Origin of the sequence: Cryobacterium sp. N21 (assembly GCF_002929575.1) — a bacterium.
GTDB classification, from domain to species: domain Bacteria; phylum Actinomycetota; class Actinomycetes; order Actinomycetales; family Microbacteriaceae; genus Cryobacterium; species Cryobacterium flavum.
Genome location: NZ_PJJQ01000032.1, coordinates 307,493 through 332,576 on the forward strand (window position 1 = coordinate 307,493; position 25,084 = coordinate 332,576).

22 protein-coding genes and 1 pseudogene are annotated in these 25,084 nt (G+C 65.4%); 18 read left to right on the plus strand and 5 right to left on the minus strand.

What is annotated here, in order from left to right; all coding sequences use genetic code 11:
• Window positions 1–2: 2 nt before the first annotated feature.
• Window positions 3–1,154 (plus strand): acyltransferase, encoded by a 1,152-nt coding sequence (locus CXY77_RS10130; protein WP_233197335.1) that lies wholly within the window; start codon window positions 3–5, stop codon window positions 1,152–1,154.
• Between the two features lie 60 nt (window positions 1,155–1,214).
• Here the strand turns inward: CXY77_RS10130 and CXY77_RS10135 are convergent, their stop codons facing one another.
• Window positions 1,215–2,060 carry a helix-turn-helix transcriptional regulator gene (locus tag CXY77_RS10135; protein ID WP_104130019.1) on the minus strand — a complete coding sequence of 282 codons (846 nt, stop codon included), beginning with the start codon at window positions 2,058–2,060 and terminating at the stop codon, window positions 1,215–1,217.
• A 142-nt stretch (window positions 2,061–2,202) separates the two neighbouring features.
• On the opposite strand from CXY77_RS10135, the gene CXY77_RS10140 reads away from it, so the two are divergent.
• The 7 genes from CXY77_RS10140 (at window position 2,203) to pheT (ending at window position 11,016) form a co-directional block, all read left to right on the plus strand.
• Complete coding sequence (locus CXY77_RS10140; RefSeq protein ID WP_338061580.1) at window positions 2,203–3,675, plus strand: MFS transporter; 1,473 nt, start codon at window positions 2,203–2,205, stop codon at window positions 3,673–3,675.
• Between the two features lie 132 nt (window positions 3,676–3,807).
• On the plus strand, window positions 3,808–4,596 hold the full coding sequence (locus CXY77_RS10145) for an amino acid ABC transporter ATP-binding protein (RefSeq protein ID WP_092341066.1): 789 nt from the start codon (window positions 3,808–3,810) through the stop codon (window positions 4,594–4,596).
• A 96-nt stretch (window positions 4,597–4,692) separates the two neighbouring features.
• Complete coding sequence (locus CXY77_RS10150) at window positions 4,693–5,586, plus strand: glutamate ABC transporter substrate-binding protein (RefSeq protein WP_092341067.1); 894 nt, start codon at window positions 4,693–4,695, stop codon at window positions 5,584–5,586.
• 92 nt (window positions 5,587–5,678) lie between these two features.
• Complete coding sequence (locus CXY77_RS10155; RefSeq protein ID WP_092341068.1) at window positions 5,679–6,326, plus strand: amino acid ABC transporter permease; 648 nt, start codon at window positions 5,679–5,681, stop codon at window positions 6,324–6,326.
• Entirely contained in the window at window positions 6,323–7,174 is an 852-nt protein-coding gene (locus CXY77_RS10160; RefSeq protein WP_104130020.1) for an amino acid ABC transporter permease, read from the plus strand. The genes CXY77_RS10155 and CXY77_RS10160 overlap by 4 nt, the downstream gene beginning before the upstream one ends.
• A 156-nt stretch (window positions 7,175–7,330) precedes the next feature.
• Window positions 7,331–8,356, plus strand: a complete 1,026-nt coding sequence (gene pheS, locus CXY77_RS10165; RefSeq protein ID WP_104130021.1) for a phenylalanine--tRNA ligase subunit alpha — start codon at window positions 7,331–7,333, stop codon at window positions 8,354–8,356.
• The gene (gene pheT / locus CXY77_RS10170; protein WP_104130022.1) at window positions 8,356–11,016 is read left to right on the plus strand and encodes a phenylalanine--tRNA ligase subunit beta; all 2,661 of its coding nucleotides are present in this window, start codon (window positions 8,356–8,358) and stop codon (window positions 11,014–11,016) included. Before pheS ends, pheT begins: the two co-directional genes overlap by 1 nt.
• A 193-nt stretch (window positions 11,017–11,209) precedes the next feature.
• Here the strand turns inward: pheT and CXY77_RS10175 are convergent, their stop codons facing one another.
• Window positions 11,210–11,830 (minus strand): hypothetical protein, encoded by a 621-nt coding sequence (locus tag CXY77_RS10175; RefSeq protein WP_092341072.1) that lies wholly within the window; start codon window positions 11,828–11,830, stop codon window positions 11,210–11,212.
• Complete coding sequence (locus tag CXY77_RS10180; RefSeq protein WP_104130023.1) at window positions 11,827–12,225, minus strand: hypothetical protein; 399 nt, start codon at window positions 12,223–12,225, stop codon at window positions 11,827–11,829. The genes CXY77_RS10175 and CXY77_RS10180 overlap by 4 nt, the downstream gene beginning before the upstream one ends.
• Window positions 12,226–12,553: 328 nt before the next feature.
• On the opposite strand from CXY77_RS10180, the gene argC reads away from it, so the two are divergent.
• The 8 genes and pseudogenes from argC (at window position 12,554) to CXY77_RS10220 (ending at window position 21,347) form a co-directional block, all read left to right on the plus strand.
• Window positions 12,554–13,639, plus strand: a complete 1,086-nt coding sequence (gene argC / locus CXY77_RS10185) for an N-acetyl-gamma-glutamyl-phosphate reductase (RefSeq protein ID WP_104130024.1) — start codon at window positions 12,554–12,556, stop codon at window positions 13,637–13,639.
• Entirely contained in the window at window positions 13,636–14,817 is a 1,182-nt protein-coding gene (gene argJ, locus CXY77_RS10190; RefSeq protein ID WP_104130025.1) for a bifunctional glutamate N-acetyltransferase/amino-acid acetyltransferase ArgJ, read from the plus strand. The genes argC and argJ overlap by 4 nt, the downstream gene beginning before the upstream one ends.
• A 2-nt stretch (window positions 14,818–14,819) precedes the next feature.
• A complete protein-coding gene (argB, locus tag CXY77_RS10195; protein WP_104130026.1) occupies window positions 14,820–15,734 on the plus strand; it encodes an acetylglutamate kinase in 915 nt (304 codons plus the stop codon).
• Window positions 15,731–16,912 (plus strand): acetylornithine transaminase, encoded by a 1,182-nt coding sequence (locus CXY77_RS10200; RefSeq protein WP_092341077.1) that lies wholly within the window; start codon window positions 15,731–15,733, stop codon window positions 16,910–16,912. Before argB ends, CXY77_RS10200 begins: the two co-directional genes overlap by 4 nt.
• 107 nt (window positions 16,913–17,019) lie before the next feature.
• Window positions 17,020–17,949 carry an ornithine carbamoyltransferase gene (gene argF, locus CXY77_RS10205; protein ID WP_092341078.1) on the plus strand — a complete coding sequence of 310 codons (930 nt, stop codon included), beginning with the start codon at window positions 17,020–17,022 and terminating at the stop codon, window positions 17,947–17,949.
• A 162-nt stretch (window positions 17,950–18,111) separates the two neighbouring features.
• The gene (locus CXY77_RS10210; protein WP_092341079.1) at window positions 18,112–19,311 is read left to right on the plus strand and encodes an argininosuccinate synthase; all 1,200 of its coding nucleotides are present in this window, start codon (window positions 18,112–18,114) and stop codon (window positions 19,309–19,311) included.
• A 7-nt stretch (window positions 19,312–19,318) separates the two neighbouring features.
• Complete coding sequence (gene argH / locus CXY77_RS10215) at window positions 19,319–20,749, plus strand: argininosuccinate lyase (protein WP_092341080.1); 1,431 nt, start codon at window positions 19,319–19,321, stop codon at window positions 20,747–20,749.
• A gap of 2 nt (window positions 20,750–20,751) precedes the next feature.
• Window positions 20,752–21,347 (plus strand): annotated as a pseudogene (locus CXY77_RS10220) (DNA-3-methyladenine glycosylase).
• Here the strand turns inward: CXY77_RS10220 and CXY77_RS10225 are convergent.
• Together CXY77_RS10225 and CXY77_RS10230 are read right to left on the minus strand one after the other, a co-directional pair.
• Window positions 21,344–21,943 carry a hypothetical protein gene (locus tag CXY77_RS10225; RefSeq protein ID WP_104088882.1) on the minus strand — a complete coding sequence of 200 codons (600 nt, stop codon included), beginning with the start codon at window positions 21,941–21,943 and terminating at the stop codon, window positions 21,344–21,346. The pseudogene CXY77_RS10220 and the gene CXY77_RS10225 overlap by 4 nt on opposite strands.
• Complete coding sequence (locus CXY77_RS10230; protein ID WP_092341082.1) at window positions 21,940–22,557, minus strand: hypothetical protein; 618 nt, start codon at window positions 22,555–22,557, stop codon at window positions 21,940–21,942. The genes CXY77_RS10225 and CXY77_RS10230 overlap by 4 nt, the downstream gene beginning before the upstream one ends.
• Before the next feature lie 144 nt (window positions 22,558–22,701).
• Here CXY77_RS10230 and tyrS point away from each other — a divergent pair, with 144 nt between their 5' ends.
• Window positions 22,702–24,003: a tyrosine--tRNA ligase gene (tyrS, locus tag CXY77_RS10235; protein WP_092341083.1), complete on the plus strand. Its 1,302-nt coding sequence runs from the start codon at window positions 22,702–22,704 to the stop codon at window positions 24,001–24,003.
• A gap of 56 nt (window positions 24,004–24,059) precedes the next feature.
• Entirely contained in the window at window positions 24,060–24,599 is a 540-nt protein-coding gene (locus tag CXY77_RS10240; protein WP_092341084.1) for a GNAT family N-acetyltransferase, read from the plus strand.
• Window positions 24,600–25,084 lie beyond the last annotated feature (485 nt).

Consider the following 25,084-nt stretch of genomic DNA (forward strand, 5'->3'; position numbering starts at 1 on the left):
CTGTGCCCCATGCAGTCCGGAGCAAGCTCTCGTCGCTCACCGGGCTGCGCTTTTTTGCAGCGCTCCTGGTGTTCTGCTTCCACATCACCCTGTCGAACTCGCCCATCCCACCGAACAACGCCATCAACCCGTTCGAGGACCAGGAGCTCGGGGACACCCTCGAGTCCATCTTCAGCAAGGCGGGCTACGCGGGAGTTTCGTTCTTCTTCGTGCTTAGCGGCTTCCTGCTCGCGTGGGCGTCGAGACCGGGGGAACCGTTCGTGCGCTTCTGGCGTCGTCGACTCCTCAAGATCTTTCCCAACCACATCGTGATGTGGGTACTGGCGATGGTGTTGTTCGCCGCGGCCTTGACGACACCGCTAGGGGCGATATCGAATCTCTTCCTGCTGAACTCGTACTCGCCCGATGGATCGGTCTATGTGGCAGTCAACCCGCCGTCCTGGACCCTGTGCAGTGAGCTGCTCTTTTATCTGCTGTTCCCGCTCATCATCAACCTTCTGCGGCGAATTCCGCCCAGGCACCTCTGGGCGTGGGCGGGAGTCATGGTGCTGTGCATGGCCGGGGTGCAGCTCGTCACGCTCTACCTCATTCCCGCGACGCCGGTCTCGGCCCTGACACCCATTTCGGTCACCCAGTTCTGGTTCGGCTATATCTTTCCGCCCCCGCGTCTGTTCGAGTTCATTTTCGGCTCGATCCTGGCCCTGATCGTGCTGTCGGGGCGGTGGATTCCCCTCAAGATGTACCAGGCTCTCCTGCTCTGCCTCGTGGGCTACGGCGTCGCCCAAGTTGTGCCGTTTGTGTACTCGTTCACGCTGGCCATGATTATTCCTATCGGAGCCCTGATATGCACCAGTGCTGCCGCCGACTTGAGGGGCGGGAACGCCTTCCTGGCCAGCCGAGTCATGCAGTGGCTGGGCAATACCTCGTTCGGCTTCTATCTGTGCCAGGGCGTCGTGATCTTCTTCGGGCGAATTCTGCTCGGGAACGAGACCTATTCCACCCCGATTGCCCTGCTCGTGGTGGTTGGTTTCTTCGGCGCGACCCTGCTCGGAGGATGGGGGCTGTATGCCCTGGTCGAAAAGCCGGCGATGGACCGCTGGGCCAGACCTCGTCGGGTGCCGGTCGCGGCGCCGGTACCGGTTCTGACCGAGTAGGTCTGCACCGGCCTCAGGGTGGTTTCCGACCTGGACGGAAACCCCCTCTGCGGCCGAGAGTCAGGCCGCCGTGGCCTGCAAAAGCTGCAACGCCGCCGCGCTTGGAGAATCCGGCTCGGCGGTGTACATCAATATTCGGTGGCCCGATTCATCCGGTGAGGTGAGCACCTCGAAGTCCAATTCCATCGAACCGACGGAAGGATGCTGGAAGTACTTCAGACCCGACATGCAATTTTCAACCGGATGCTTCGCCCACAGTTTCGCAAATTCCGGACTTTTTACGGTCAGCTCGCCGACGAGCGAAATCAAGTCCAGGTCGTCGTCGAAACGTCCAGCCAACAGGCGCAGTGACGAGACCGCTCGTGTCGCTTCCTCGCACCAGCTTGCATATAACTCGCGCGTGTGGGCATCGAGAAACAGCATCCGCGTCATATTGGGCCGGTCGGCGGGGCAGTGCGGACTCTCGAAGTCCAGGTGCGACCCGACGAGTTTATGGCCGAGCGAATTCCACGCCAGAACCTCACTGCGGCGGCCCAACACAACGGCCGGCATGCTCGACATCGATTCGATCAGGCGAAGGGTTCCGGGCCTGGCCTTGTCTGGTTTCGCGCCACTGCGTTGTTTTGTTCTCGTCGGCTTGGCGAGATCCATCAGATGCGAGCGCTCGGCCTCATTCAGCTGGAGCGCCCTGGTGATGGCTTCAAGCACCGATTCCGAGGCATTGCTGCTCAGGCCCTGCTCGAGACGCGTGTAGTAGGTAATGCTCACTCCGGCGAGCATCGCCAGTTCCTCCCGGCGCAGCCCGGGAACGCGCCGGACGCCGTAATTCCGAAGCCCGACGTCCTCCGGCTGCAACCCGGAACGTCGGATCCGGAGAAATTCACCAAGTTCTGTGGGGCCAGTCATATTTTCAGTCTGTCCTACCCGAGCGAGGACTACCTACCCTTGCCAGGGATACGCACGACGCGGTGTGGTTGTTCCCGGCCGGAGTGCACAGGCTGGAGGCAGGAAAAAGACAACCGCCACTGGCAACCGGAAGGTGCACCCCATGACACAAACGAACGGCGTCCGCGAGACGACGAACGCAACACCGCCACCCACTGTGGCGGGCGCGGCGACGTCATCCACGAGCATGACCGGCAAGCAAAGGCTGATCCTCGTGCTGCTCCTGACGGCGAGTTTCACCCTCGCTGTCGACTTCTCTATTCTCAACGTGGCATTGCCGGCGATCGGCGATGAGATCGGCTTCGGCCTGGACACCCTGCAGTGGGTGGCTACATCATTCGCCCTCTGCGCGGCCGGGTTCACGCTGCTCTTCGGCCGCGTCGGGGACCTCGTCGGTCGCCGGCGTCTCTTCGTTCTGGGCATGGCGGTGCTCGGCGTCGGGTCGCTCATCGGGGGATTGGCAACGTCTCCTGCCCTGCTGCTCATCGCGCGCGCTCTGCAGGGGTTGGCAACGGCCGCCGTGGTTCCGGCGGCACTGTCACTGTTGACGACAACTTTTCCCGAGGGAAAGTTGCGGGAGAAGGCCCTCGGGCTCAACGGAGCCCTGATGGCCGCAGGCTTCACCACCGGCGCGATTCTTGGCGGTGTGCTGACCGACCTGCTCTCCTGGCGGTGGGCGTTCTTCATCAACGTTCCCATCGCGTTCGCCGTCGTTGTGCTGGCGCCGATGGTTGTGGCCGAATCGCGACCGGCTAACCGATCGAAAATGGACCTGCCCGGGGCGATCACCGTGACGGCGGGGCTCCTGGCCATTGTCTACGGACTGTCCTCAGCGGCGCAGACATCGTGGACGGACCCGGTCACCGTGGGGTCGCTCGGAGCGGGCGTGCTACTTCTGGTGCTCTTCTGGGCGGTGGAACGCAAGGCGGAGCATCCGCTCGTACCGTTTGCCGTTCTTCGCCGCAGCACCATCGCCTGGGGCAACATTGCCGGCATGCTCGCCTTCGTCACCGAGACGTCACTGGTGTTTCTACTCACGTTGTACCTGCAGAAGACGCTCGGCTACTCGCCCCTGATGGCTGGACTCTCGTTCGCTGTGCTCGGGATCGGGACCGTGCTCGGCGGAATCGTTGGCCCCCGCATCATCGGTCGCTGGGGCACGAAGACGTCGATCGTCTGGGGCTTTGTCGTGCAGGCAGCAGCGACTGGATCCCTGCTGTTGCTCAGTACGAACGGAAGTTCCATTGTGCTGCTGCTCATCGCTACCTTTGTGGGTGGCGTGGCCAACCTGGTCGTCATCGTCGGGTTCATGGTCACCGCGACCTCGGGACTGCCCGATCGAGAGCAGGGCCTGGCCACCGGCCTGGCCACCATGAGCCAGCAAGTGGGCATCACCCTGGGTATTCCGATCATGAGTGCGATCGTTGCAGCCCGGGTGAACCAACTCGGTGTCGAGACGTCCGAAACCGTGCTCAGCGGGGTGTCCGATGCCATTGTCGTCAACACGGCGTTGTGCCTCGTCACGGCTCTCGCGGTCGCGCTCTTTCTGCGACTGCCGAACCGACCGAAGGGCTGAGACGGGCACGGCCGATGACCGCAGGCTCGCCTGCTGCATAGCACAAACGACGGATGCCCGGACTGTTACAAATGCGTTACTGTCCGGGCATTTGGCATGCCTAGACCCGCGTTCTGACCTAGGTTAGGGGGTATGGAGCCATCAGATTCGTCCCCGGCTACGTCGAACATCACCGTTCGCCGGGGGGAACCGCTAGTCGTCGTCAAAGACATCAACAAGCACTACGGGGAACTGCACGTTCTCAAGAACATCAACGCCGTGGTCAACCGCGGCGAGGTGGTAGTGGTCATCGGACCGAGTGGGTCGGGTAAGTCGACCCTCTGCCGGGCCATCAACCGCCTCGAGACCATCGATGACGGCGTCATCACGATCGATGGCGTCAAGTTGCCCGAAGAGGGCAAAGAGCTGGCCCACCTGCGTGCGGATGTCGGCATGGTTTTTCAGGCGTTCAACCTGTTCGCGCACAAAACCGTGCTCGACAACGTCACCCTCGGACCGATCAAGGTGCGCGGCCTGTCGAAGGCGGACGCCGAGAAGAAGGGTCTCGCCCTGCTGGAACGCGTCGGCGTGGCCAACCAGGCGCACAAAATGCCCTCCCAGCTGTCCGGCGGCCAGCAGCAGCGCGTGGCCATTGCCCGAGCGCTCGCCATGGAGCCGAAACTGATTCTGCTCGATGAGCCGACCAGCGCCCTCGACCCCGAAATGATCAACGAGGTGCTCGAGGTCATGGTCGACCTCGCCAACGAGGGCATGACCATGATCGTGGTCACCCATGAGATGGGATTCGCCCGAAAGGCCGCGGACCGCGTCATTTTCATGGCTGACGGCGAAATCGTGGAGGAGACCTCGCCGGAGGAATTCTTCACGAACCCGCAGAGCACCCGCGCCCAGGACTTCCTCTCCAAGATTCTCGACCACTAGCCCGGTGCCAGCTCACGATCTGAGCTGTTGCACCGGCCACAGGGTCGCCGCAATCCACCCTGACAGCTCCCTTCCCAACGAGAAAAGGAAATCACAATGCGTAAGAAACTCAGTCTCCTGGCCACAGCAGCCACGGCGGCACTGCTTCTCGCCGGATGCTCCGGCGGAGACACCGCGGGCACCGGAACATCGGACGCTCCCGCTGCGACAGGCCCTTTCGCGGTTGCCAGCGACGTGTCCTTGACCGGCAGCCCCACCTACGACGCGATGAAGTCCGCCGACAAGGTCGTCATCGGTGTCAAGGAAGACCAGCCCGGCCTCGGCTTCCTCGACGCGACGACCGGAGAACGCAGCGGCTTCGACATTGAGATCGCCGAGTGGGTTGCCGCATCGCTCGGTTTCGCCAAGGACAAGATCGAGTACAAGGCCATCCCAAGCGCGAACCGCGAGTCCGCCATCGTGAACGGTGACATCGATTACTACGTCGGAACCTACTCGATCACCGACAAGCGCAAGGAACAGATCGACTTCGCCGGACCGTATTTCATCACCGGCCAGGGCCTTCTGGTGGCCGCCGACGACGACTCGATCAAGAGCGAGAATGACCTGGCCGGCAAGACGGTCTGTTCCGCGACGGGCTCGACGCCGCTGCAGAACATCGTCGCGAACTTCCCCGACACGAAAACCAACTCCTTCGACACCTACTCGCAGTGTGTTGAAGCGCTCAAGGACGGCCAGACCGACGCGGTCACGACCGACCAGGCGATTCTGCTCGGCTATGCCTCGCAAGACCCCGACAACCTCAAGGTCGTCGGTGAGCCCTTCTCGGTAGAGAACTACGGCGTTGGCCTGCCGAAGGGTGACGACGCCCTGCGCGGCTTCATCAACGACATGTTCACCAATGGCAATGACAGTTGGCAGGCCATCTACGACGAGACCCTGGGTCAGTCGGGCACGGTCGTCGAGCAGCCCAAGGTTGACGCGTACTAAGAAATCCGCTCACGGTTGGTGGCGTCGAGACCGTCGCCACCAACCAGCACTAATGCTTGTCACCATCTAGAACGAAAGGAGAGGTTCGGCCCATGGACACACTGCTCAATAACCTCGACGTCTTCGTCGACGGGTTCGCTTTGACGCTGCAGGTGTTCCTCTGGGCCGCCCTCTTCGCCCTGATTCTCGGAACCATCGTCGGCGCCATGCGCGTTTCCCCCGTCGCCCCCATGCGGTGGGTCGGCACCGGCTACGTCAACCTCGTGCGCAACACCCCGCTGACCCTGATCATGTTTTTCTTCGCCTTCGGGTACCCCAAACTTGATCTTCCTACCGTCAGTTACACCACCCTGGCCATCTTCGCCCTGGGCCTGTACACCGCCACCTATGTTGCCGAGACGCTGCGCGCCGGCATCAACACCGTTCCGCTCGGCCAAGCGGAAGCCGCACGGGCCATCGGACTCACCTTCGGCCAGAGCATGTCGCATATTCTGCTGCCGCAGGCATTTCGCGCCGTGATTCCGCCCATGATGAGCGTCTTCATCGCCCTGCTCAAGAACACCACGGTCGCGGCTGGATTCTCCGTCGCCGAGGCCGGCTACATTCGCGCGAACCTCTCGGAGCGCGGTGAACCCGCCATCGTGGTGCTGCTCTGGGTCGCGTTGATCTTCATTCTGCTCGTGGCCGTTTTGTCGTTCGTTCAGCGGGTGCTGGAAAACCGTTTGAAGGTGCTCCGATGAGTAACGTGCTGTTTGACGCTCCCGGCCCCCGCGCACGCGTGCGCCACCGCTACATCGGGGTCTTGACCCTGATCGTTGTGCTCGGCATCTTCGGTTTCATCGTTTACCGCTTCATTGAGACCGACCAGTTCACCGCGCAAAAGTGGAACATCTTTACCCTTCCGTACGCGCAGGGCAAAATTGTAGAAGCCACGGTGGCCACGCTGAAGGCCTTCGGTCTCGCTGCCGTGCTCAGCCTGACGCTCGGCCTGCTCCTTTTGGTCGGCCGGGTATCGAAGCATAAATGGATCAGCGCGCCCACGTACGTTTTCGTTGAATTGTTCCGAGCTGTTCCGCTGCTGATCCTCATCATGATCATGTACTACGGCCTTCCGCCGCTCGGCTACACGTTCGTCACACCGTTTATCGCTGTCGTCGCTGGGCTCACGCTCTACAACGGCTCCGTGCTGTCTGAGGTCTTTCGGGCCGGCATCGAATCGCTGCCCAAGGGTCAGGCCGAGGCTGCCTACGCGATCGGCATGACCAAGACCCAGGTCATGCGCATGATTCTGCTGCCGCAGGCCCTGCGTGCCATGGCGCCGGTTATCGTGTCGCAGCTCGTTGTCGTGCTCAAGGACACCGCCCTCGGCTTCATTGTCACCTACCAGGAGCTGTTGTACCTGGCCAAGATGTACGGCACCCAGTCGCAGATCGGGTCGCCCATCATTCCATCGACCATCGTGGTCGCGGCCATTTACATCTCGCTCTGTCTGCTCCTTGCCGGCCTCGCCAAGTTCATCGAGGTGCGTACCAAGCGTGGTCCCGCAAAGAACATCAAGGCACAGGAACTGGTCAACGAGGCCGCTTAGCTCTCCGGTCGCGCGGCGCGCGGATGCCCGCCCCGGCGCCGCCTCGGGCGGGCCCGCGCGCAGTACGCACTAAACTTGGGCCTTGTGTCTGTTCCCAGCGTTCCCCCAGAGCCCACCACACCAGTAGATCCACCAGCATCTGAACCAGCTGCGCCGTTGATCTCCAACGCCGCCGTCAACGCCGCGGTTGACGCCGCACTGGCCGCCATCGCCGAAGCCGTTACGACCGCCGCGCTCAAGCTCGTACGCAGCGAGCACGCAGGGGAGTCCTCTCCGCTGTCGAAGCTCAATGCCCTCATGCGCAGCGTGCCCGGCAACCAGAAAGCCGCTGCCGGCAAGCTCGTCGGCCAGGCCCGCGGCGCCGTCACCAAAGCGCTGACCGCTCGCGAAGACGAGATCGGCACGGCGGAAGCAGCCGCCCGGCTCCTGACTGAAACGGTGGACGTGACCGCAGCAGCATCCGCTTGGAAAGCCGGGGCGCGGCATCCCACGTCGCTCCTCATGGAACGGGCCGCCGACGTGTTCGTGGCCATGGGCTGGGAAGTCGCCGAAGGGCCGGAGCTCGAGAGCGAATGGTTCAACTTCGACGGCCTCAACTTCGATGAGGACCACCCGGCCCGCGCCATGCAGGACACTTTCTTCGTCGAACCGACGGATGCCCACCTCGTTTTGCGCACGCAGACCTCGCCGGTGCAGCTGCGCGCGTTGCTCAGCCGCGAACTGCCCGTCTACGTGGTCGCGCCCGGACGCGTGTTTCGCACCGACGAGCTCGACGCCACCCACACGCCGGTGTTCCACCAGATCGAGGGCATCGCCATCGACAAGGGCCTCACCATGGCCAACCTGCGCGGCACGCTCGACCACTTCGTGCAGGCCTTGTTCGGCCCGGAGGCCAAGGTGCGGCTGCGCCCCAACTATTTCCCCTTCACCGAACCGAGCGCGGAGCTCGACGTCTGGCACCCCACCTTCAAGGACGGCGCACGCTGGATCGAGTGGGGCGGCTGCGGCATGGTGCACGCCAACGTGCTGCGCTCGGCTGGGATCGACCCCGAGGTGTACTCCGGGTTTGCGTTCGGCGTGGGTGTAGAACGAGCTGTGATGTTTAGAAATGACGTAAAGGACATGCACGACATGGTCGAGGGCGATATCCGGTTCAGCCAGCAGTTCGGAATGAACCTCTAATGCGCGTACCACTGAGCTGGCTCGGCGAATACGTCGACCTCGCGCCCGGCACCACGCCGGAAGACGTCCATGCTGCCCTCGTGAGCGTCGGCCTCGAAGAGGAAGATATTCACCGAATCGCGGTCTCCGGCCCGATCGTGGTCGGCGAAGTACTCGAATTCGTCGGTGAAGAGCAGACCAACGGCAAGACCATCAACTGGTGCCAGGTGCGCGTCGCACCCGATGGTGAACTCGCCGCTGACGGCGGCCCAGCCGTTCACGGCATCATCTGTGGCGCCCACAACTTCGCCGTCGGCGACAAGGTCGTCGTGACCCTGCCCGGCGCCTCGCTGCCCGGCCCATTTCCGATCGCGGCCCGCAAGACCTACGGCCACGTCTCCGACGGCATGATCGCGTCGGCCCGTGAACTCGGCCTCGGCGACGAGCACGACGGCATTCTGCTGCTGAAGAACCTCGGCATCGACGCCCCGGTGGGAACGGATGCTATTCCCCTGCTCGGCCTGGATGACAGCGCCGTCGAAATCAACGTCACCCCCGACCGCGGCTACGCTTTCTCCATTCGCGGCGTCGCCCGCGAATACTCGCACGCCACCGGCGTGGCGTTTCGCGACCCTGCCCTCGCTCTCACCGTCGTGGCCCCGGTCACCCGCTTCCCGGTCACCATCGACGATCAGGCTCCGATTCGGGACCGGATCGGCTCTACCGTCTTCGTGACCCGCGTTGTGCGCGGCGTCGACCCGACCCGGCCGACTCCGGCCTGGATGATCGCCCGGCTGGGGCTGGTCGGCATCCGTTCCATTTCCCTCGTGGTCGACGTGACCAACTACGTGATGTTCGAGCTCGGCCAGCCGCTGCACGGCTACGACCTCGACAAGTTGGCCGGCGGCATCATCGTGCGTCGCGCGACCGCCGGTGAGAAATTTACAACGCTCGACGCAGTCAGCCGCACGCTCAACGTCGAAGATCTGCTGATCACCGACGAATCCGGGCCGATTGGCTTGGCCGGCGTGATGGGCGGGGCGAGCACCGAGATCACCTCGACGACCGTCAACGTACTCGTCGAGGCCGCCAACTTCGACCCGGTGTCGATCGCGCGCTCTGCCCGCCGCCACAAGCTGCCGAGCGAGGCGAGCAAACGGTTCGAACGCGGCGTCGACCCCCGCGTGGCCGCCGTTGCCGCCGCCCGCGTCGTACAGCTGCTCGTGGACCTCGCCGGGGGAGTCGCCGACGACCTCGGCTCGGTCTACGACGTGGCACCGGCCCCCGAGCCGATTCTGCTGCCGACCGGGTTCGTGTCCGGCCTCATCGGCCTTGCCTACACCGGTGACGAAGTACGCGATGCCCTCGTTCAGATCGGCACCTCGCTGGTCGAGGCCGATGGTGACCTGCAGGTCACCCCGCCGAGCTGGCGCCCCGACCTCACCGACCAGTGGACGCTCGCCGAGGAAGTCGCCCGCATCGTCGGCTACGACCGCATTCCCTCCGTGCTGCCCGTCGCGCCGCCCGGCCGCGGCCTGACTCGCACGCAGACACTGCGCCGCACGGTCGCGCAGACCCTCGCGGCCACCGGTCACACCGAGGTTTTGACCTATCCGTTCGTGTCGGAAGCGGCGAACAACCTGTTTGGCGTGGCCGTTGCGCCCGCCGCTGCTTCGGTTGTTACTGTGCCAGCTGGCGAAGCGGATGCTGACGCCGGCGTTACCGACGCGGGTGCGGCATCCGCTCTGGCGGGTTCGGTTTCGGTGCCCGTTTCGGTGCCGCAGATGAAGGTCGCCAACCCGCTTGACGGGGAGGCGCCGTTCCTGCGCACCACGATGCTGCCGGGCCTGCTGCAGATCGCACACCGCAACCGCTCGCGCGGCCTCGTGGATCTCGCCATCTACGAGCAGGGACTGGTTTTTCGGCCCGAACCCGGAGTGACCTATGGCACGCCCGTGCTTCCGGCTGGGGGAGAGCGCCCGAGCGCTGAGGTGGAGGCGGTCCTCTACGCGGGAATCGTTCCGCAGCCGCTACTGGTCGGCTTCGTTCTCGTCGGCAACGACGTGCGGCACCAGCCGAACCAGCCCGCCGTTGCTGCCGGCTGGCAGTCGGCGCTGGCCGCCGTGCAGCAGGTGGCTCTGGCTACCGGGGTTCGCATCGAGGTGCGCCAGGGCCTGCACCCGGCGATGCACCCCGGTCGCACGGCCGAGCTGTTCGTCACCGAGCCCGGCGCTGCGACTGCCGCGGCTTCGACGGTGTCGGTCGGATTCGCCGGCGAGCTGCTTCCCACAGTCGCCGACGATTACGACCTGCCCGCAGTCGTCGCCGTCGCCGAGATCAACTTGGGACTCGTCTTCGGGCAGTCCGACGGGGATCTCACGGTCACGCCCATTGGCACGATGCCCGCCGCCACGCAGGACCTCTCGCTCGTCGTCGCGGCCTCAGTGCCGGCTGCGGCCCTGCGCGCGGCCGTCGTCGAGGGGGCCGGTGGGCTGCTCGAGAGCATCGTGTTGGTCGACGACTACCGGGGTGCCGGTGTCGAACCCGGCCACAAGTCGCTCACCTTCGCGCTTCGTTTTCGCGGCGAGGACCGCACGCTGACCGCCGCCGAGGCGAGCGCCGCCCGTCTGGCCGGCGTGGCCCTGGCCGCCGACCGGTTCGGGGCCACCCTGCGCGAATAGCGCTGGTGCCTGCGCGTGTGCCTGTGCCTGTGCCGCCCGCGGGCAGCGGATGCCGTGAGTCGCCCTAACGGGGCCGGCTGCGTGGCATCCGCCTCTCGTGGCACGTGTTTGAGAAGTTAGCACTGGTTTGAACACGTGCGGGCTTCCCCAACGAGTGCCACGATCCCTCTCGTGAGTCAGGCGCGTGCCGTCGTCACCTGTCGCGTCTTGTGGGCGCTCGCGGCACACCCTTGTCCATCAGGAAGCGATAAAACGCCTGCGGCGAGAGCGCGAGCTTCCATCCCCACCGGTCGAAGCTGTTGACCTCCGGCCGTAGAACGCTCTCCCGGTCCTTTTCGTCGACGACAACCTGTACGGTGTCGCGACCGGCCATAACTGCCGCACGGGTGTACTTGATGTGGCCATCGAACTCGCCGATCTTGCGCACCCCTCGCCAGAAGTAGTCCACGTAGCAGGTGCGCCCGCCCACGTCGAAACGCACTTGCAATTCGGGAATCTCGAAGCCCAATTCCTCGAACCGCACGCGCCCGAGCGACTCGCCGGGGTTAGCTGAGAGCCCATCGGCAAATGCGATGGCCCTCTCGGCCGCCCGGTGCCCATTTCTCGGCTGCACCCCATCCAGCTCGGTCAGTAGCGTTGCATGAGTGATCGGTGGTGCCCCAACACTCCCGGACCGTTGGGCGGCGGCCATCCGGGCTGCTTCACAATGTAGAACGTGGTCGATCATCGTGACTCCGACTAGAAAGCTCGACGTCGCGGCCACATCGATCAGAGTGCGCGACAGGCTCGTTACTCGGATGCCGTCGATGATCACGGGGATGGGTCGACCGGCCCTCGGTGAGTCGTGAGGAGCCTCGAGCTGCTGCCACCGGCGGTGTCGGGATCGATGGCATGCACGCCCTGGGGCCACTGGCCAATCAGCGGCAGTCCGTGCAGTGCGGCGGCGGAATGGTGCGAATACATCAAGTCACGTTTGGCCTGGGCCGCTGTCGCCCGAACGAGGAGGCGGTATCGACCATCTGCACCGATCTCCTCCCAGCGCGGGCCGAGGACATACCACCCCCGTCGCACCCCCCGTCGCACCCGCACGAGCTCGCCGTGTTTGAGAAGTGAATCCACGGCATGGGAGTTCATGCCCGAGGCGCGCAGTGCCTCCGCCGGGATCAGACCATCGTGCAGGGCCTCACAGGTCTCAAAGATCTCGCGCATGTGGCCAGTGTGCCGCGGGCACGAGGGTGAGCCGTGACCTGGAGACGACCTGTGGAGTATTCGTGCCAAGGGGTGATGTGCAGGAGGTGCATCCGTTCCTCGTGGCACGTGTTGGGGAACGTGGCACTGGTTTGAACACGTGCGAGCTTCCTCAACACGGGCCACGAGCCGGGCGGGTGCCACGAGCCGACCGGGTGCCACGAGCCGACCGGGTGCCACGAGCCGTGCGCGGTGGGGTGCGGCGCAGCAAGCGGATGCGCCCCGACCCGCGCATGACGCCGCACCCGGCGCGGAAGCGGGGCCGCCAGGGCCGCGCTAGGTTTAACACATGGTTTTTTCGGTGGCAGTGGCGGGCGCGAGCGGGTATGCGGGCGGCGAACTGCTGCGGCTGCTCGCCGGACACCCCGAATTCGAGGTGCGCACGGTCACCGCGCACAGCAACGCCGGGCAGCGCTTGATCGACGTTCAACCCTCGCTGCGTTCCCTGGCCCACCTCACCCTGGTCGACACGACGCCGCAGAATCTCAGCGGCCACGACGTCGTCTTCGTCGCCCTGCCTCATGGCAAGTCCGGCGAGATCACCGCCCACCTCCCCGCCGAAACCCTCGTGGTGGACTGCGGCGCCGACCACCGCCTGGAGAATTCCGACGACTGGGCGGCCTTCTATGGCGGCGACTACTTTGGCGCCTGGACCTATGGTGTCCCGGAGTTGCCCATCGGCGCCGGCAAACAGCGCGACCGGCTCGTCGGCGCTCGCCGCATCGCCGCTCCCGGCTGCAACGCCAGCACCGTCGCCCTCGCCCTGGCCCCCGGAATCCACGCGGGCGTGATCGAAGCGCAGGACCTCGTGGCCGTGCTCGCCGTCGGCCCGAGCGGCGCCGGCAAGAGCCTTAAGCTGCCGAACCTCGCGGCCGAGATCCTGGGTTCAGCTAACCCGTACGCGGTCGGCGGCACGCACCGGCACATTCCGGAGATCGTGCAGTCGCTGCGCTGGGCCGCGGCGGCGGGCCCCGCCGACCCGACCAGCGCAGCATGCGCTTCGTCCCCCGACGCCACCATCTCTTTCACCCCGGTGATCGTGCCGATGTCCCGCGGAATCCTCGCCACGGCGACCGCTCGACTCGTGCCGGGAACGAGCGCCGCCGCCGTGCGCGCCGCCTGGGAGGACGCCTACGCCGACGAACCGTTCGTGCACCTGTTGCCCGACGGACATTTTCCGCGCACGGCCGACGTACTCGGCGCCAACACCGCACTGATCGGACTGGCCGTCGACGAAGCAGCCGGCCGGGTCGTCACCATCACCGCGATCGACAATCTCGTCAAGGGCACCGCCGGCGCTGCCATCCAATCCGCCAATATTGCCCTCGGTCTGACCGAAACACTCGGTTTGACCATGAATGGAGTTGCTCCGTGAGTGTCACCCTTCCCGCCGGTTTTGCTGCCGCCGGCGTCACTGCCGGCCTGAAGAAGTCCGGTGGGCTCGACCTCGCCCTCGTGCAGAACCTCGGCCCGCTGCAGAACGCCGCGACCGTGTTCACGAGCAACCGCTGCCAGGCCAACCCCGTCATCTGGAGCACCCAAGTCATGAGCGATGGCCAGGTCAGCGCGATCGTGCTCAACTCCGGCGGGGCCAACTGCTACACCGGCAGCATCGGCTTTCAGACCACGCACGCCACCGCCGAAGCGGTCGCGAAGCGGCTCGACCTCTCCTCCGGCGACGTTCTGGTCTGCTCCACCGGCCTGATCGGCGAGCAGCTCAACCTCGACCTCGTCACCGCGGGCGTCTGGGACGCGACCCTCGCCATCAAAACGGATGCCGCCACCACCCCCGCCGCCGGCCTCCTGGCCGCGCAGGCCATCATGACCACCGACACCCGGCCGAAGCAGGCCGCGCACATTTCCCCGGCCGGCTGGAGCATCGGCGCCATGGCCAAGGGGGCCGGTATGCTCGCGCCCGGACTGGCCACCATGCTCGTCGTCATCACGACCGACGCCGTGCTCGACTCGGCCGAGCTCGACACTGCGCTGCACGCGGCCACGCGAGTGACCTTCAACCGCCTCGACTCGGACGGCTGCATGTCGACCAATGACACCGTGAGCCTGCTCTGCTCCGGGGCCAGCGGCGTTAGCGCCGACCTGGCCGAATTCACCGCAGCGCTCGTCGAGATCTGCCGCGACCTCACCCTTCAGCTGCAGGGCGACGCCGAGGGCGCCGCGCACGACGTGGCGATCACTGTCACCAACGCGGTCTCCGAAGACGAAGCCGTCACGGTGGCCCGCGCCGTCTCCCGCAGCAACCTGTTCAAGTCGGCCATCTTCGGCAACGACCCGAACTGGGGCCGCGTGCTCGCCGCAGCCGGAACCGTCCCGGTCAAGGACGCCGCCTTCGACCCGTACGGCATCGATGTCGCCATCAACGGTGTGCAGGTGTGTACCGCGGGGGAGCCCGACCAGCCGCGCGACCTCGTCGACCTCACGAAGCGCTCGGTCACCGTGCTGATCGACCTCCACGCGGGGGACGAAACGGCCACCCTGTGGACCAACGATCTCACCCACGACTACGTCGAAGAGAACAGCGCGTACTCGAGCTGACCATGACCGAAACACCCATAACCAAGCCCGACGAGACCAGCCAGGCCGAAGCATCCGTTAAAGCGGCAACGCTGATCGAAGCCTTGCCGTGGCTCAAACGCTTTCACGACCAGATCATCGTCGTGAAGTTCGGCGGTAATGCCATGGTGAGCGAAGACCTGCAGCGTGCCTTCGCCGAAGACATGGTCTACCTGCGCTACGCGGGCATCCGTCCGGTCGTCGTGCACGGCGGCGGCCCGCAGATTTCGGCCATGTTGAAACGCCTCGGCATCGAGAGCGAGTTTCGCGGCGGCTACCGGGTGACCACCCCAGAGGCGATGGACGTCGTGCGCATGGTGCTCACCGGCCAGATCAACCGCGACCTGGTCAGCCACATCAACCAGCACGGTCCGCTCGCCGCCGGGCTCAGCGGTGAGGACGCTGGCCTGTTTCGCGGACGGCGTCGTGGCGTCCTCATCGACGGCGTCGAGGTCGACCTCGGACTCGTCGGTGACGTCGTCGGCGTCGACCCCGAAGCCGTGCTCGCGCAGCTCGCGGCCGGCCGCATTCCGGTGGTGTCATCGATCGCCCCAGATACGGATGTCCCGGGTCAATCCCTGAACGTCAACGCCGACGCTGCTGCTGCCGCACTCGCGATCGCCCTCGGCGCGGCCAAACTCGTGATTCTCACCGACGTTGCGGGGCTCTACCGCGACTGGCCGAACCGGGATTCGCTCGTATCGATCATCGACGTTCTCGAGCTGCGTGGCCTGCTGCCCGAGCTGGAATCGGGCATGATTCCCAAGATGACGGCCTGCCTCGACGCTGTCGACGGCGGAGTCGCCAAGGCCGCGATCATCGACGGGCGAGTGCCGCACTCGATCCTGCTCGAAATTTTCACTGGAAGCGGCATTGGCACGGAGGTAATACCCGCATGACCGACCAACCCTGGCAGAATCGGTTCGCCGATTCGATGATGCGCACGTTCAGCCCGCCACTGGCGATGCTCGTGCGCGGTGAAGGCTGCTACGTCTGGGACGAGTTGGGCACCCAGTACCTCGACTTTCTGGCCGGAATCGCCGTGAACTCGCTCGGTCACGCCCACCCCGAGGTCGTCGCGGCGGTCACGAAGCAGATCAGCACCATCAGCCACGTCTCCAACTATTTCGCCACGCCGCCGCAGATTGAACTGGCCGAACGCCTCAAGCGCATCACCGGCGCTGGCGACGAAGGTCGCGTCTACTTTTGCAACTCCGGCGCCGAAGCCAACGAGGCCGCGTTTAAACTGGCCCGGCTGAATAACACGGGCCATCGCAACCGCATCATCTCGCTGCACGACTCCTTTCACGGTCGCACCATGGGCGCACTCGCGCTCTCGGGCAAGCCACACATGCGGGAGGCGTTCGAACCGGTTCCCGGCGGGGTCGAACACATCGACAGCACGATCAAGGCCCTCGAAGCGACGATCGACAACACCGTCGCCGCCCTGTTCTTGGAACCGGTCAAGGGCGAGGCCGGCGTCATCGACTTGCCCGACGGCTTTCTCAAACGCGCCCGCGAACTCTGCACCGAACACGGCGTTCTGTTGATCATCGATGAGATCCAGACCGGCATCGCCCGCACCGGCGCTTGGTTCGCCTACAACCACGCTGAGATTCTTCCGGATGCCGTCACCATCGCCAAGGGGATGGGTGGCGGTGTTCCGATTGGTGCGCTGGTCACCTTCGGCTGGGCCTCCGACCTGTTTCGGCGAGGCCAGCACGGCTCGACCTTCGCCGGCAACCCGCTCGTCACCGCGACAGCAAACGCCGTGCTCGGCGTGATCGAACGCGACGACCTCGCCGCGAACGCCTTCCGGCGAGGCCAGCAGTTGCGCGAGATCATCCTCGGCTTCCACTCGCCGCTGATCGAGGAGGTTCGCGGACGCGGCCTGCTGCTCGGCGTCGGCCTGACCGAACCGGTCGCGTTGAAGCTCGGTGCGGCCGCCCTGGCCAACGGACTCATCGTGAACGCCGCCAACGAGACCAGCATTCGCATCGCCCCGCCGCTGATCGTGGGCGACGCCGAAATCGCCGACTTCCAAGTGCGGTTCGGGCGCGCCCTCGCCAGCCTCTAGGCTGGACGAATCCCACTTTGCGCCGGTTTTACGCCGGCGCGTGTGATTTTAAGACGGTGGAGCGGCATCCGCTCTGCAACTGAACAACGACAACCGAAAGTGACACCGTGACCCGCCATTTCCTGCGCGACGACGATATCTCCCCGGCCGAACAGGCCGAGATTCTCGATCTGGCCCTGGAGCTGAAGCGAGACCGATTCGCGGTGCGCCCGCTCGCTGGCCCGCAGACCGTCGCGGTCATTTTCGACAAGTCCTCCACCCGCACCCGGGTCTCCTTCGCCGTCGGCATCGCCGACCTCGGAGGCAGCCCGCTCATCATCAGCACCGCGAACAGCCAGCTCGGCGGCAAGGAAACCGCCTCCGACACCGCCCGCGTGCTCGAACGCCAGGTCGCCGCGATCGTCTGGCGCACCTACGGCCAGGCCGGGCTCGAAGAAATGGCGCTCGGCACCACGGTGCCCGTCGTCAACGCGCTCAGCGACGACTTCCACCCCTGCCAGCTGCTCGCCGACCTGCTCACGATTCGCGAACACCGTGGCGACCTGGCGGGCCAGACCCTCGCCTTTCTCGGCGACGGCGCCTGCAACATGGGCCAGTCCTACCTGCTCGCCGGTGCCACTGCCGGCATGCACGTGCGCATCGCCTCACCGGTCGGTTACACGCCGACCGACCAGGTGGTAGCGGATGCGACGGCCATCGCCGCCCGCACCGGCGGCTCGGTCGCCCTCTTCACCGACCCGCGTGAGGCTGTCGCGGGCGTCGATGTGGTCATCACCGACACCTGGGTGTCGATGGGCAAAGAAGAGGAGAAGGCCGCGCGGCTCGGCGACCTCGGTCAGTACCGGGTCGATGCCGAGCTCATGGGCCTGGCCAAGCCGGGCGCGCACTTCATGCACTGCCTGCCGGCCGACCGCGGCTACGAGGTCACCGCCGAGGTCATCGACGGCCCGCAGAGCATTATCTGGGACGAGGCGGAGAACCGCCTGCACGCCCAGAAGGCGCTGCTGGTCTGGCTGCTCGCGCAAAACGCCGCCTGACCGACCCCTCGCCTTTGGGACGGGGCCCAGGCCCCGTCCCGGGGCCCAGTTTATAAACTGGGCCCGTGGACGGGGCCCGGGCCCCGTCCGCAGTGCAGGCGGGCGACCGGGGGCCGCGGCGCAACACGTAAACTTTAGACAGATCAAGATTTAGGGAGAACCATGGCGGAACGCGTTGTACTCGCATACTCGGGCGGGCTGGATACCTCGGTCGGCATCGGCTGGCTCAAGGATGCCACCGGCAAAGAGGTCGTAGCCCTCGCCGTCGACGTCGGACAGGAGGGCGAAGACATGGACGTGATCCGTCAGCGCGCCCTGGACTGCGGAGCCGTCGAATCCATCGTCATCGACGCCAAGGACGAGTTCGCGAACGACTACATCGTGCCGACGCTCAAGGCGAACGCTCTGTACCAGAAGCGATACCCGCTGGTCTCGGCCATCAGCCGTCCGCTGATCGCCAAGTACCTCGCCTCCACCGCCATCGAACTCGGCGCCGACAGCGTCGCCCACGGCTGCACCGGCAAGGGCAACGACCAGGTTCGGTTCGAAGCGGCCGTCGCAGCCCTCGCCCCCGAGCTGACCTCGCTTGCCCCGGTGCGCGACTTCGAACTGACCCGCGACAAGGCCATCGAATATGCCGCCAAGCACGACCTGCCCATCGCGCAGTCCAAGAAGAGCCCGTACTCTATCGACCAGAACGTCTGGGGTCGGGCCGTCGAAACCGGATTCCTCGAAGACCCGTGGAACGCGCCGATCGAAGACCTCTACACCTACACCCAGGACCCCTCGGTCACCCGCGCCCCGACCGAGGTTGTCATCTCCTTCGAGCAGGGCGTGCCCGTCGCTATTGACGGCAAGAAGGTCAGTCCGCTGCAGATGATCCAGCTCATGAACCGTCTCGCCGGTGACCAGGGTGTCGGCCGCATCGACATCGTCGAAGACCGTCTGGTCGGCATCAAGAGCCGTGAAATCTACGAAGCCCCCGCCGGAATAGCGCTCATCGCCGCGCACGAAGAACTCGAGAACATGACCCTCGAGCGTGACGTAGCCCGTTACAAGCGCGGCGTCGAGAGCAAATGGGCAGAACTCGTTTACGACGGACTCTGGTTCTCCGGCTTGAAGAAGAGCCTCGACGTGTTCATCGAGGACACGCAGAAATACGTGACCGGCGACATCCGCTTGAAAATGCACGCCGGCACCGCCGTCGTCACGGGACGCTCGAGCACGACCAGCCTGTACGACTTCAACCTCGCCACCTACGACACCGGCGACTCCTTCGACCAGACCATGGCCAAGGGATTCATCGAACTGTGGTCGCTGCCGAGCAAGGTCGCCGCACGCCGCGACGCCGCCGCGAAGTAGGGCCCGCGTGTCGAGTGAGAAAAACCGCGCCGGCCGAGCTGGCGCCCTCTGGGGTGGCCGTTTCGCCGGGGGACCGTCGCCGGAACTGGCGCGGCTGAGCAAGTCGACCCAGTTCGACTGGATGCTGGCGGAATACGACCTGCAGGGCAGCCGCGCGCATGCGCGGGCCCTCGCCGCCGCCGGATATCTCACCGACACCGAATTGACCCAGACGGTCGGCGCGCTCGAAGAACTCGAGCGCGCCGTCGTCGCCCGCGAATTTCTGCCAGCCGAAGCCGATGAAGACGTACACTCCGCTCTTGAACGTGGCCTGATCGACATCATCGGTGTCGAGGTGGGCGGCAAGCTGCGCGCCGGCCGCAGCCGGAACGACCAGGTCGCCACGCTCGTGCGCATGTGGCTGCGCGACCACGCCGCCATTCTCGCCTCGCTCGTGATCGAGCTCATCGACGCCCTCGCCGCACAGGCCGAAGCGCACGAGGACGCCATCATGCCCGGCCGCACCCACCTGCAGCACGCCCAACCTGTGCTGCTCGCCCACCACCTGCTCGCGCACTGCTGGCCGCTGGTGCGCGACCTCGACCGCTTCGCCGACTGGGGCCGGCGAGCGGATGCCTCGCCCTACGGGTCCGGCGCCCTCGCCGGCAACACCCTCGGTCTCGACGCGCACCTCGTTGCCACCGACCTGGGCTTCGCCGCCGTGGTCGAGAACTCCATCGACGGCACCGCAAGCCGCGACCTGGTCGCCGAATTCGCTTACATCACCGCGCAAATCGGCATTGACATGTCGCGGCTGGCCGAGGAGATCATTCTCTGGAACACCCGCGAATTCGGGTTCGTCACCCTCGACGACGCCTATTCCACCGGGTCCTCGATCATGCCGCAGAAGAAGAACCCCGACATCGCCGAGCTCGCTCGCGGCAAGTCGGGCCGCATGATCGGCAACCTCACCGGGCTGCTCACCACGCTCAAAGGACTGCCGCTCGCCTACAACCGCGACCTGCAGGAAGACAAAGAGCCGGTCTTCGACTCGATCACCACTCTCGAGGTGCTGCTGCCCGCCTTCACCGGCATGGTTGCGACTCTGACCTTTCACACCGAGCGGATGGCCGAGCTCGCACCGCAGGGCTTCTCCCTCGCCACCGATGTCGCCGAATGGCTGGTCAAACGCCACGTTTCGTTCCGTGACGCGCACGAAATCACCGGTTCCCTGGTGAAGTTCGCCGAGACCAACGGACTCGACCTGCACGAGGTCGATGACGCCGCACTACTGGCGATCTCACCGCACCTCATTCCCGAGGTGCGCGACGTTCTCACCATCCGTGGATCCGTCGACAGCCGCGACGGCGCCGGCGGCACCGCCCCGGTGCGAGTCGCCGAGCAGCGCGCCCACCTCGTGGCCCGCGTACGCGACCTGACGGCCGCGCTCAGCCGGTAGTAGTGACGTTCGCGCCGGGCCTGCTGGAGCGACCCGCACTCGAGGTCGCCCCGCTGTTGCTCGGCGCGGTAGCGACCCGTGGGGCGGTCTCCGTACGCATCACCGAGGTTGAGGCCTACCTCGGCGAGAGCGACCCCGGTTCGCACGCCTTTCGCGGTCGCACACCCCGCACGCAAACCATGTTCGGCCCGCCCGGGCATCTCTACGCCTATTTCAGCTACGGCATGCACGTCTGCGCCAACGTTGTCTGCTCGCCGGACGGTGAGGCATCGGCCGTACTCCTGCGCGGCGGCGAGGTCGTCGCGGGAATCGACGAGGCCCGCAGTCGACGCCTGACGTCGAAAACGGATGCTGACCTCGCGCGCGGCCCGGCCCGGCTGACCAAGGCCCTCGGCATTGTGCTCGGCGATGACGGCGCCGATCTGGCTGTGGCACCGTTCGACCTTGAGGTGCCGGCCCGCCGCGCCGATTTCGCCACCGGGCCGCGTACCGGGGTGAGCGGTCTCGGTGGGCAGTCGAGTACCCGTGGCGCTTCTGGGTGCCGGTGGAGGCATCCGTTTCGCCGTATCGGCGATCGACCCGGCAGGCGCGTCGCTAGACCAGCGCCGTCGGCACCAGGGCAGCGCAGCCGCAGGCCCAGATGAGGCTCGACAGGGTGCCGATGATGAACCGCTCACGCGATTCGGCTGCGGCCAGCTCGGTGAACCGGCCGACACCCTTGATGGCGACGACGATGGCGATGGCCTCGGGAAAGCCGGCCAGGATCGCGCCGGCCACGGCCAGACGTTCCAGGATGCCGATGGTCACGCCGCCCCGCAGCACCTCGTGAGTCTCCGGGTCGCTGACCCCGGCCAAGGTCGGGGCCGGTTTGCCGGCGTTCAGCACCATGATTCCGCCGTGCTGGCCGGGCGGTACCGAGTTGTTGGTGGCCAGATCGAGGGCGAGCACGGCGACCGGGCCGCCACCGATCACGGCGAGGGCCAGCGCGAGCATTCCGAGCACGATACCGAACGCGCTGGGGCCGGGGCCCATCGGGACCGCGGCGAGCACGAGGGCCAGGGCGAGTGTGGCCATGGCAGCGATCGCGTAGAGCTGGCGGTGCAGTTTGAAGGCGATCGCGGCGCAGGTGAGCGAGGCCAGGGTGACCAGGATCAGGGCGACCCAGTACAGGAACGTGAGAACGTTGAAAGTCATAGGGTTTCCGATTCGTTCGCGTCGTGGTCGAGTTGCTCTAGCAGCCTAACCAACGCCGGTCGGGCTGCCTGCTCGACCCGGTACTGCGCTGCCTTGAGTCGCTGGCTCACGGCCCCAGTCGTGATTCCAAGCTCGGCAGCAATATCGGTCTGGGCCAGCCCGCTTTCGAAGAGGTCGCCGGCTTCCCAGCCCTGGGGGGTACGGCGTTGACGCAGCAGCAACAGCATGGTGACGAGTGCCTCGATGCCCGGGGCGGCTGCATCAGCTGGACTGACCTCGAGCGCAAAGTGCGCCTCGGTTCGCTTCGCGCGCACCACGGCATCGCGGGCCGCGATGAACGCACCGCCGGTGGCCTGCCGGGTAGACGCCGGCAGGGGAGTGCGCACGCTTCCCACACCGAGCCCGACGCTCCAGTGGCCGGACCGATGGAGCGCGAGAATCGTGGAGAGAGTCGGCCGCGCCGCCGACACAAGCAGCTGAATCTCATCGCCGGCGGTCTGGTCGGGCGGCAGGCTGAAGGCATCCGGATTCTGCGCCAGGAGTCGGGCGATCATCTCCCGCGCACGATCGTGATCGTTGCGGCTGTCGATCTGGTCAGCGGTGATGACAAACATGGCTCAGGCTCCGTCCTGCATTCAGTCTAATTAAGCCCACAGGCTAAATCAAGTCCAGTATAGGCTTTAGGCTGAATTGTCACGCGAGGAGAGTGGATGCTGCCGCCGATTCGGTGAGGCGGCCCCGGCTGGTAATCTGAACGCGTGTCAGACCCCACCATCCTTGCCCAGCAGACCAATGATCTCTCCTTCGATTCCGTGTGGGAGGAGATCAACTGGCGCGGCCTCGTGCACGTCTCCACCGACGAAACCGAGCTCAAAGCGCTGCTCGATGGTGACCCGATCACCTACTACTGCGGATTCGACCCGACCGCGGCGAGCCTGCACCTCGGCAACCTGGTGCAGCTGCTGCTGATGCGGCGTCTGCAACTGGCGGGGCATCATCCGCTCGGCCTGGTCGGCGGTTCCACCGGACTAATCGGCGACCCGCGCCCCACCGCCGAGCGCACGCTGACTCCCACCGACACCGTGGCAGAGTGGGTGGGCTACCTGCAGGCGCAGGTCTCCCGGTTCCTGAGTTCCGAGGGCGAGAATGCCGTCACGCTCGTGAACAACCTGGACTGGACCGCGCCCTTGAGCGCGATCGACTTTCTGCGCGAAATCGGCAAGTACTACCGCGTGGGCACCATGCTCAAAAAGGATGCCGTCAGCGCGCGTCTCAATTCCGACGCCGGCATCAGCTACACCGAGTTCAGCTACCAAATTCTGCAGGGCCTGGACTACCTCGAACTGTTCCGCAGCTACGGCTGCGTGCTGCAGACCGGTGGCAGCGACCAGTGGGGCAACCTCACCAGCGGAACCGATCTCATCCGTCGCGCCGAAAGCGGCACCGTGCACGCCATCGGCACCCCGCTCATCACCAACAGCGACGGCACCAAGTTCGGTAAGAGCGAGGGCAACGCGGTCTGGCTCGACCCGAACCTCACGAGCCCCTACGCCTTCTACCAGTTTTGGCTCAACACCGATGATGCCGACGTGGTCTTTCGGCTCAAGGTGTTCACGTTTCTCTCACGTAGTGAGATCGAGCGATTCGCCGAACTCGTCGAAACCGAACCGTTCCGCCGAGAAGCGCAGCGCCGGCTCGCGCTCGAGGTGACCAGCCTCGTGCACGGCCAGGCGGCGACGGATGCTGCCATCCACGCCGCCGAGGCCCTGTTCGGCCAGGGTGACCTGGCCGAGCTCGACCCGGACACTCTGGAGGCCGCCCTGCGCGAACTTCCGCACACCACGACGGCGCCGCACGCGACCGTGCTGCAATTGCTCGTCGACACCGAGCTGTCGAAGAGCATCGGTGACGCCCGGCGTGCGGTTCAGCAGGGTGGGGTGTACCTGAACAATGCGAAGGTCACCAGTGTCGACCTGACCATTGAGGGATCGGTGCTTCCCGGGGGAGTAGCGGTGCTGCGCCGCGGCAAGAAGACGCTCGCGGGTATTTTCGTCGAGTAGCCACCTCGACGGCTCCGTTGCAGGGGGGCGACAGATGCGGATGGCAAGATGTCGACGTGGAAACTCTTCGAACCGAACGCCTGCTGCTGCGCCCCTGGACCCTCGATGACACCGACTTCGTCTTCGGTCTGTATTCGCTGTGGTCCGTGCAACAACACATCGGGCTGAATCCACGGGTGATGACCGACCGCGCCGAGGCGATCGCGGTGATCAACCGCTGGCAGGGAATGGAACATCCCATTCATGCCATTCGAGCGGTGACGGATGCCGACACCGGCGAGATCTTCGGCAACCTATTGCTCAAGTCCATTCCGGCGTCGAGTCCGGTGACGCCGCTCGTGCCGTCGGGGGATACCGAGATCGGCTGGCACTTTCACCCGAACGCGTGGCACCACGGCTACGCGACTGAAGCGGCATCCGCTGTGTTGGCCGAAGGCTGGAAGACGGGACTCGACCGGGTGGTGGCGGTGACCACGCCCAGCAACCGGCCGTCGCAGCGGGTGTGCCTTCGTATCGGCATGACGCATAAGGGCAGGACCGACCAGTACTACAACTCGGTGAGCGAACTCTTCCTGGCGTTCGCCCCCGAGCCCTAGCCTCCGCGCTTCCCTGCTTTCGGACGGGGCCCAGGCCCCGTCCGTGGGCCCAGTTTATAAACTGGGCCCACGGCTAGAAGGTGGGCCCGGACGCGCCGGGAGGCCCGCCAGGGGCATTTCGGACGTGTTTCGAGCGGATGACCGCCCCCGACACGCCCGGGATGTAGCAGTGAGTTGCGGGGTATCAGGATTCACCGTAATGTCATCTAAGTCACCCCACAGGTTCGGAAAAAGCCAAGCGCTTCCGGCCTCAAGCGGGACCAATCCCAAGTCAAAATAGCCCGAAATTTTTCGCGTGACAGTGACTTGATGAAGTTCACACGAAGTCGATTCAATTTGACTCGTGCTGGGCGACAAGAAATAAGAGTAGTACTCCAGTGCAATGGTCTTCGTGGCCGGCGGCTGGGTGTGTCCGATCCTTGAGAACTCAACAGCGTGCACAATGTCAAATGCCAAAAACCTCGTGGTTGTCGGCCCGTTTCTAG

What these genes read in the sequence shown, in the direction of transcription:
- CXY77_RS10150 (WP_092341067.1), top strand. Translation starts at nt 4,693, where the DNA reads ATGCGTAAGAAACTCAGTCTCCTGGCCACAGCAGCCACGGCGGCACTG.
- CXY77_RS10160 (WP_104130020.1), top strand. Translation starts at nt 6,323, where the DNA reads ATGAGTAACGTGCTGTTTGACGCTCCCGGCCCCCGCGCACGCGTGCGC.
- CXY77_RS10230 (WP_092341082.1), bottom strand. Translation starts at nt 22,557, where the DNA reads ATGTTTGTCATCACCGCTGACCAGATCGACAGCCGCAACGATCACGAT.
- CXY77_RS10145 (WP_092341066.1), top strand. Translation starts at nt 3,808, where the DNA reads ATGGAGCCATCAGATTCGTCCCCGGCTACGTCGAACATCACCGTTCGC.
- CXY77_RS10155 (WP_092341068.1), top strand. Translation starts at nt 5,679, where the DNA reads ATGGACACACTGCTCAATAACCTCGACGTCTTCGTCGACGGGTTCGCT.
- CXY77_RS10210 (WP_092341079.1), top strand. Translation starts at nt 18,112, where the DNA reads ATGGCGGAACGCGTTGTACTCGCATACTCGGGCGGGCTGGATACCTCG.
- CXY77_RS10200 (WP_092341077.1), top strand. Translation starts at nt 15,731, where the DNA reads ATGACCGACCAACCCTGGCAGAATCGGTTCGCCGATTCGATGATGCGC.
- CXY77_RS10180 (WP_104130023.1), bottom strand. Translation starts at nt 12,225, where the DNA reads ATGCGCGAGATCTTTGAGACCTGTGAGGCCCTGCACGATGGTCTGATC.
- argB (WP_104130026.1), top strand. Translation starts at nt 14,820, where the DNA reads ATGACCGAAACACCCATAACCAAGCCCGACGAGACCAGCCAGGCCGAA.
- pheT (WP_104130022.1), top strand. Translation starts at nt 8,356, where the DNA reads ATGCGCGTACCACTGAGCTGGCTCGGCGAATACGTCGACCTCGCGCCC.
- CXY77_RS10225 (WP_104088882.1), bottom strand. Translation starts at nt 21,943, where the DNA reads ATGACTTTCAACGTTCTCACGTTCCTGTACTGGGTCGCCCTGATCCTG.
- argC (WP_104130024.1), top strand. Translation starts at nt 12,554, where the DNA reads ATGGTTTTTTCGGTGGCAGTGGCGGGCGCGAGCGGGTATGCGGGCGGC.
- CXY77_RS10140 (WP_338061580.1), top strand. Translation starts at nt 2,203, where the DNA reads ATGACACAAACGAACGGCGTCCGCGAGACGACGAACGCAACACCGCCA.
- CXY77_RS10135 (WP_104130019.1), bottom strand. Translation starts at nt 2,060, where the DNA reads ATGACTGGCCCCACAGAACTTGGTGAATTTCTCCGGATCCGACGTTCC.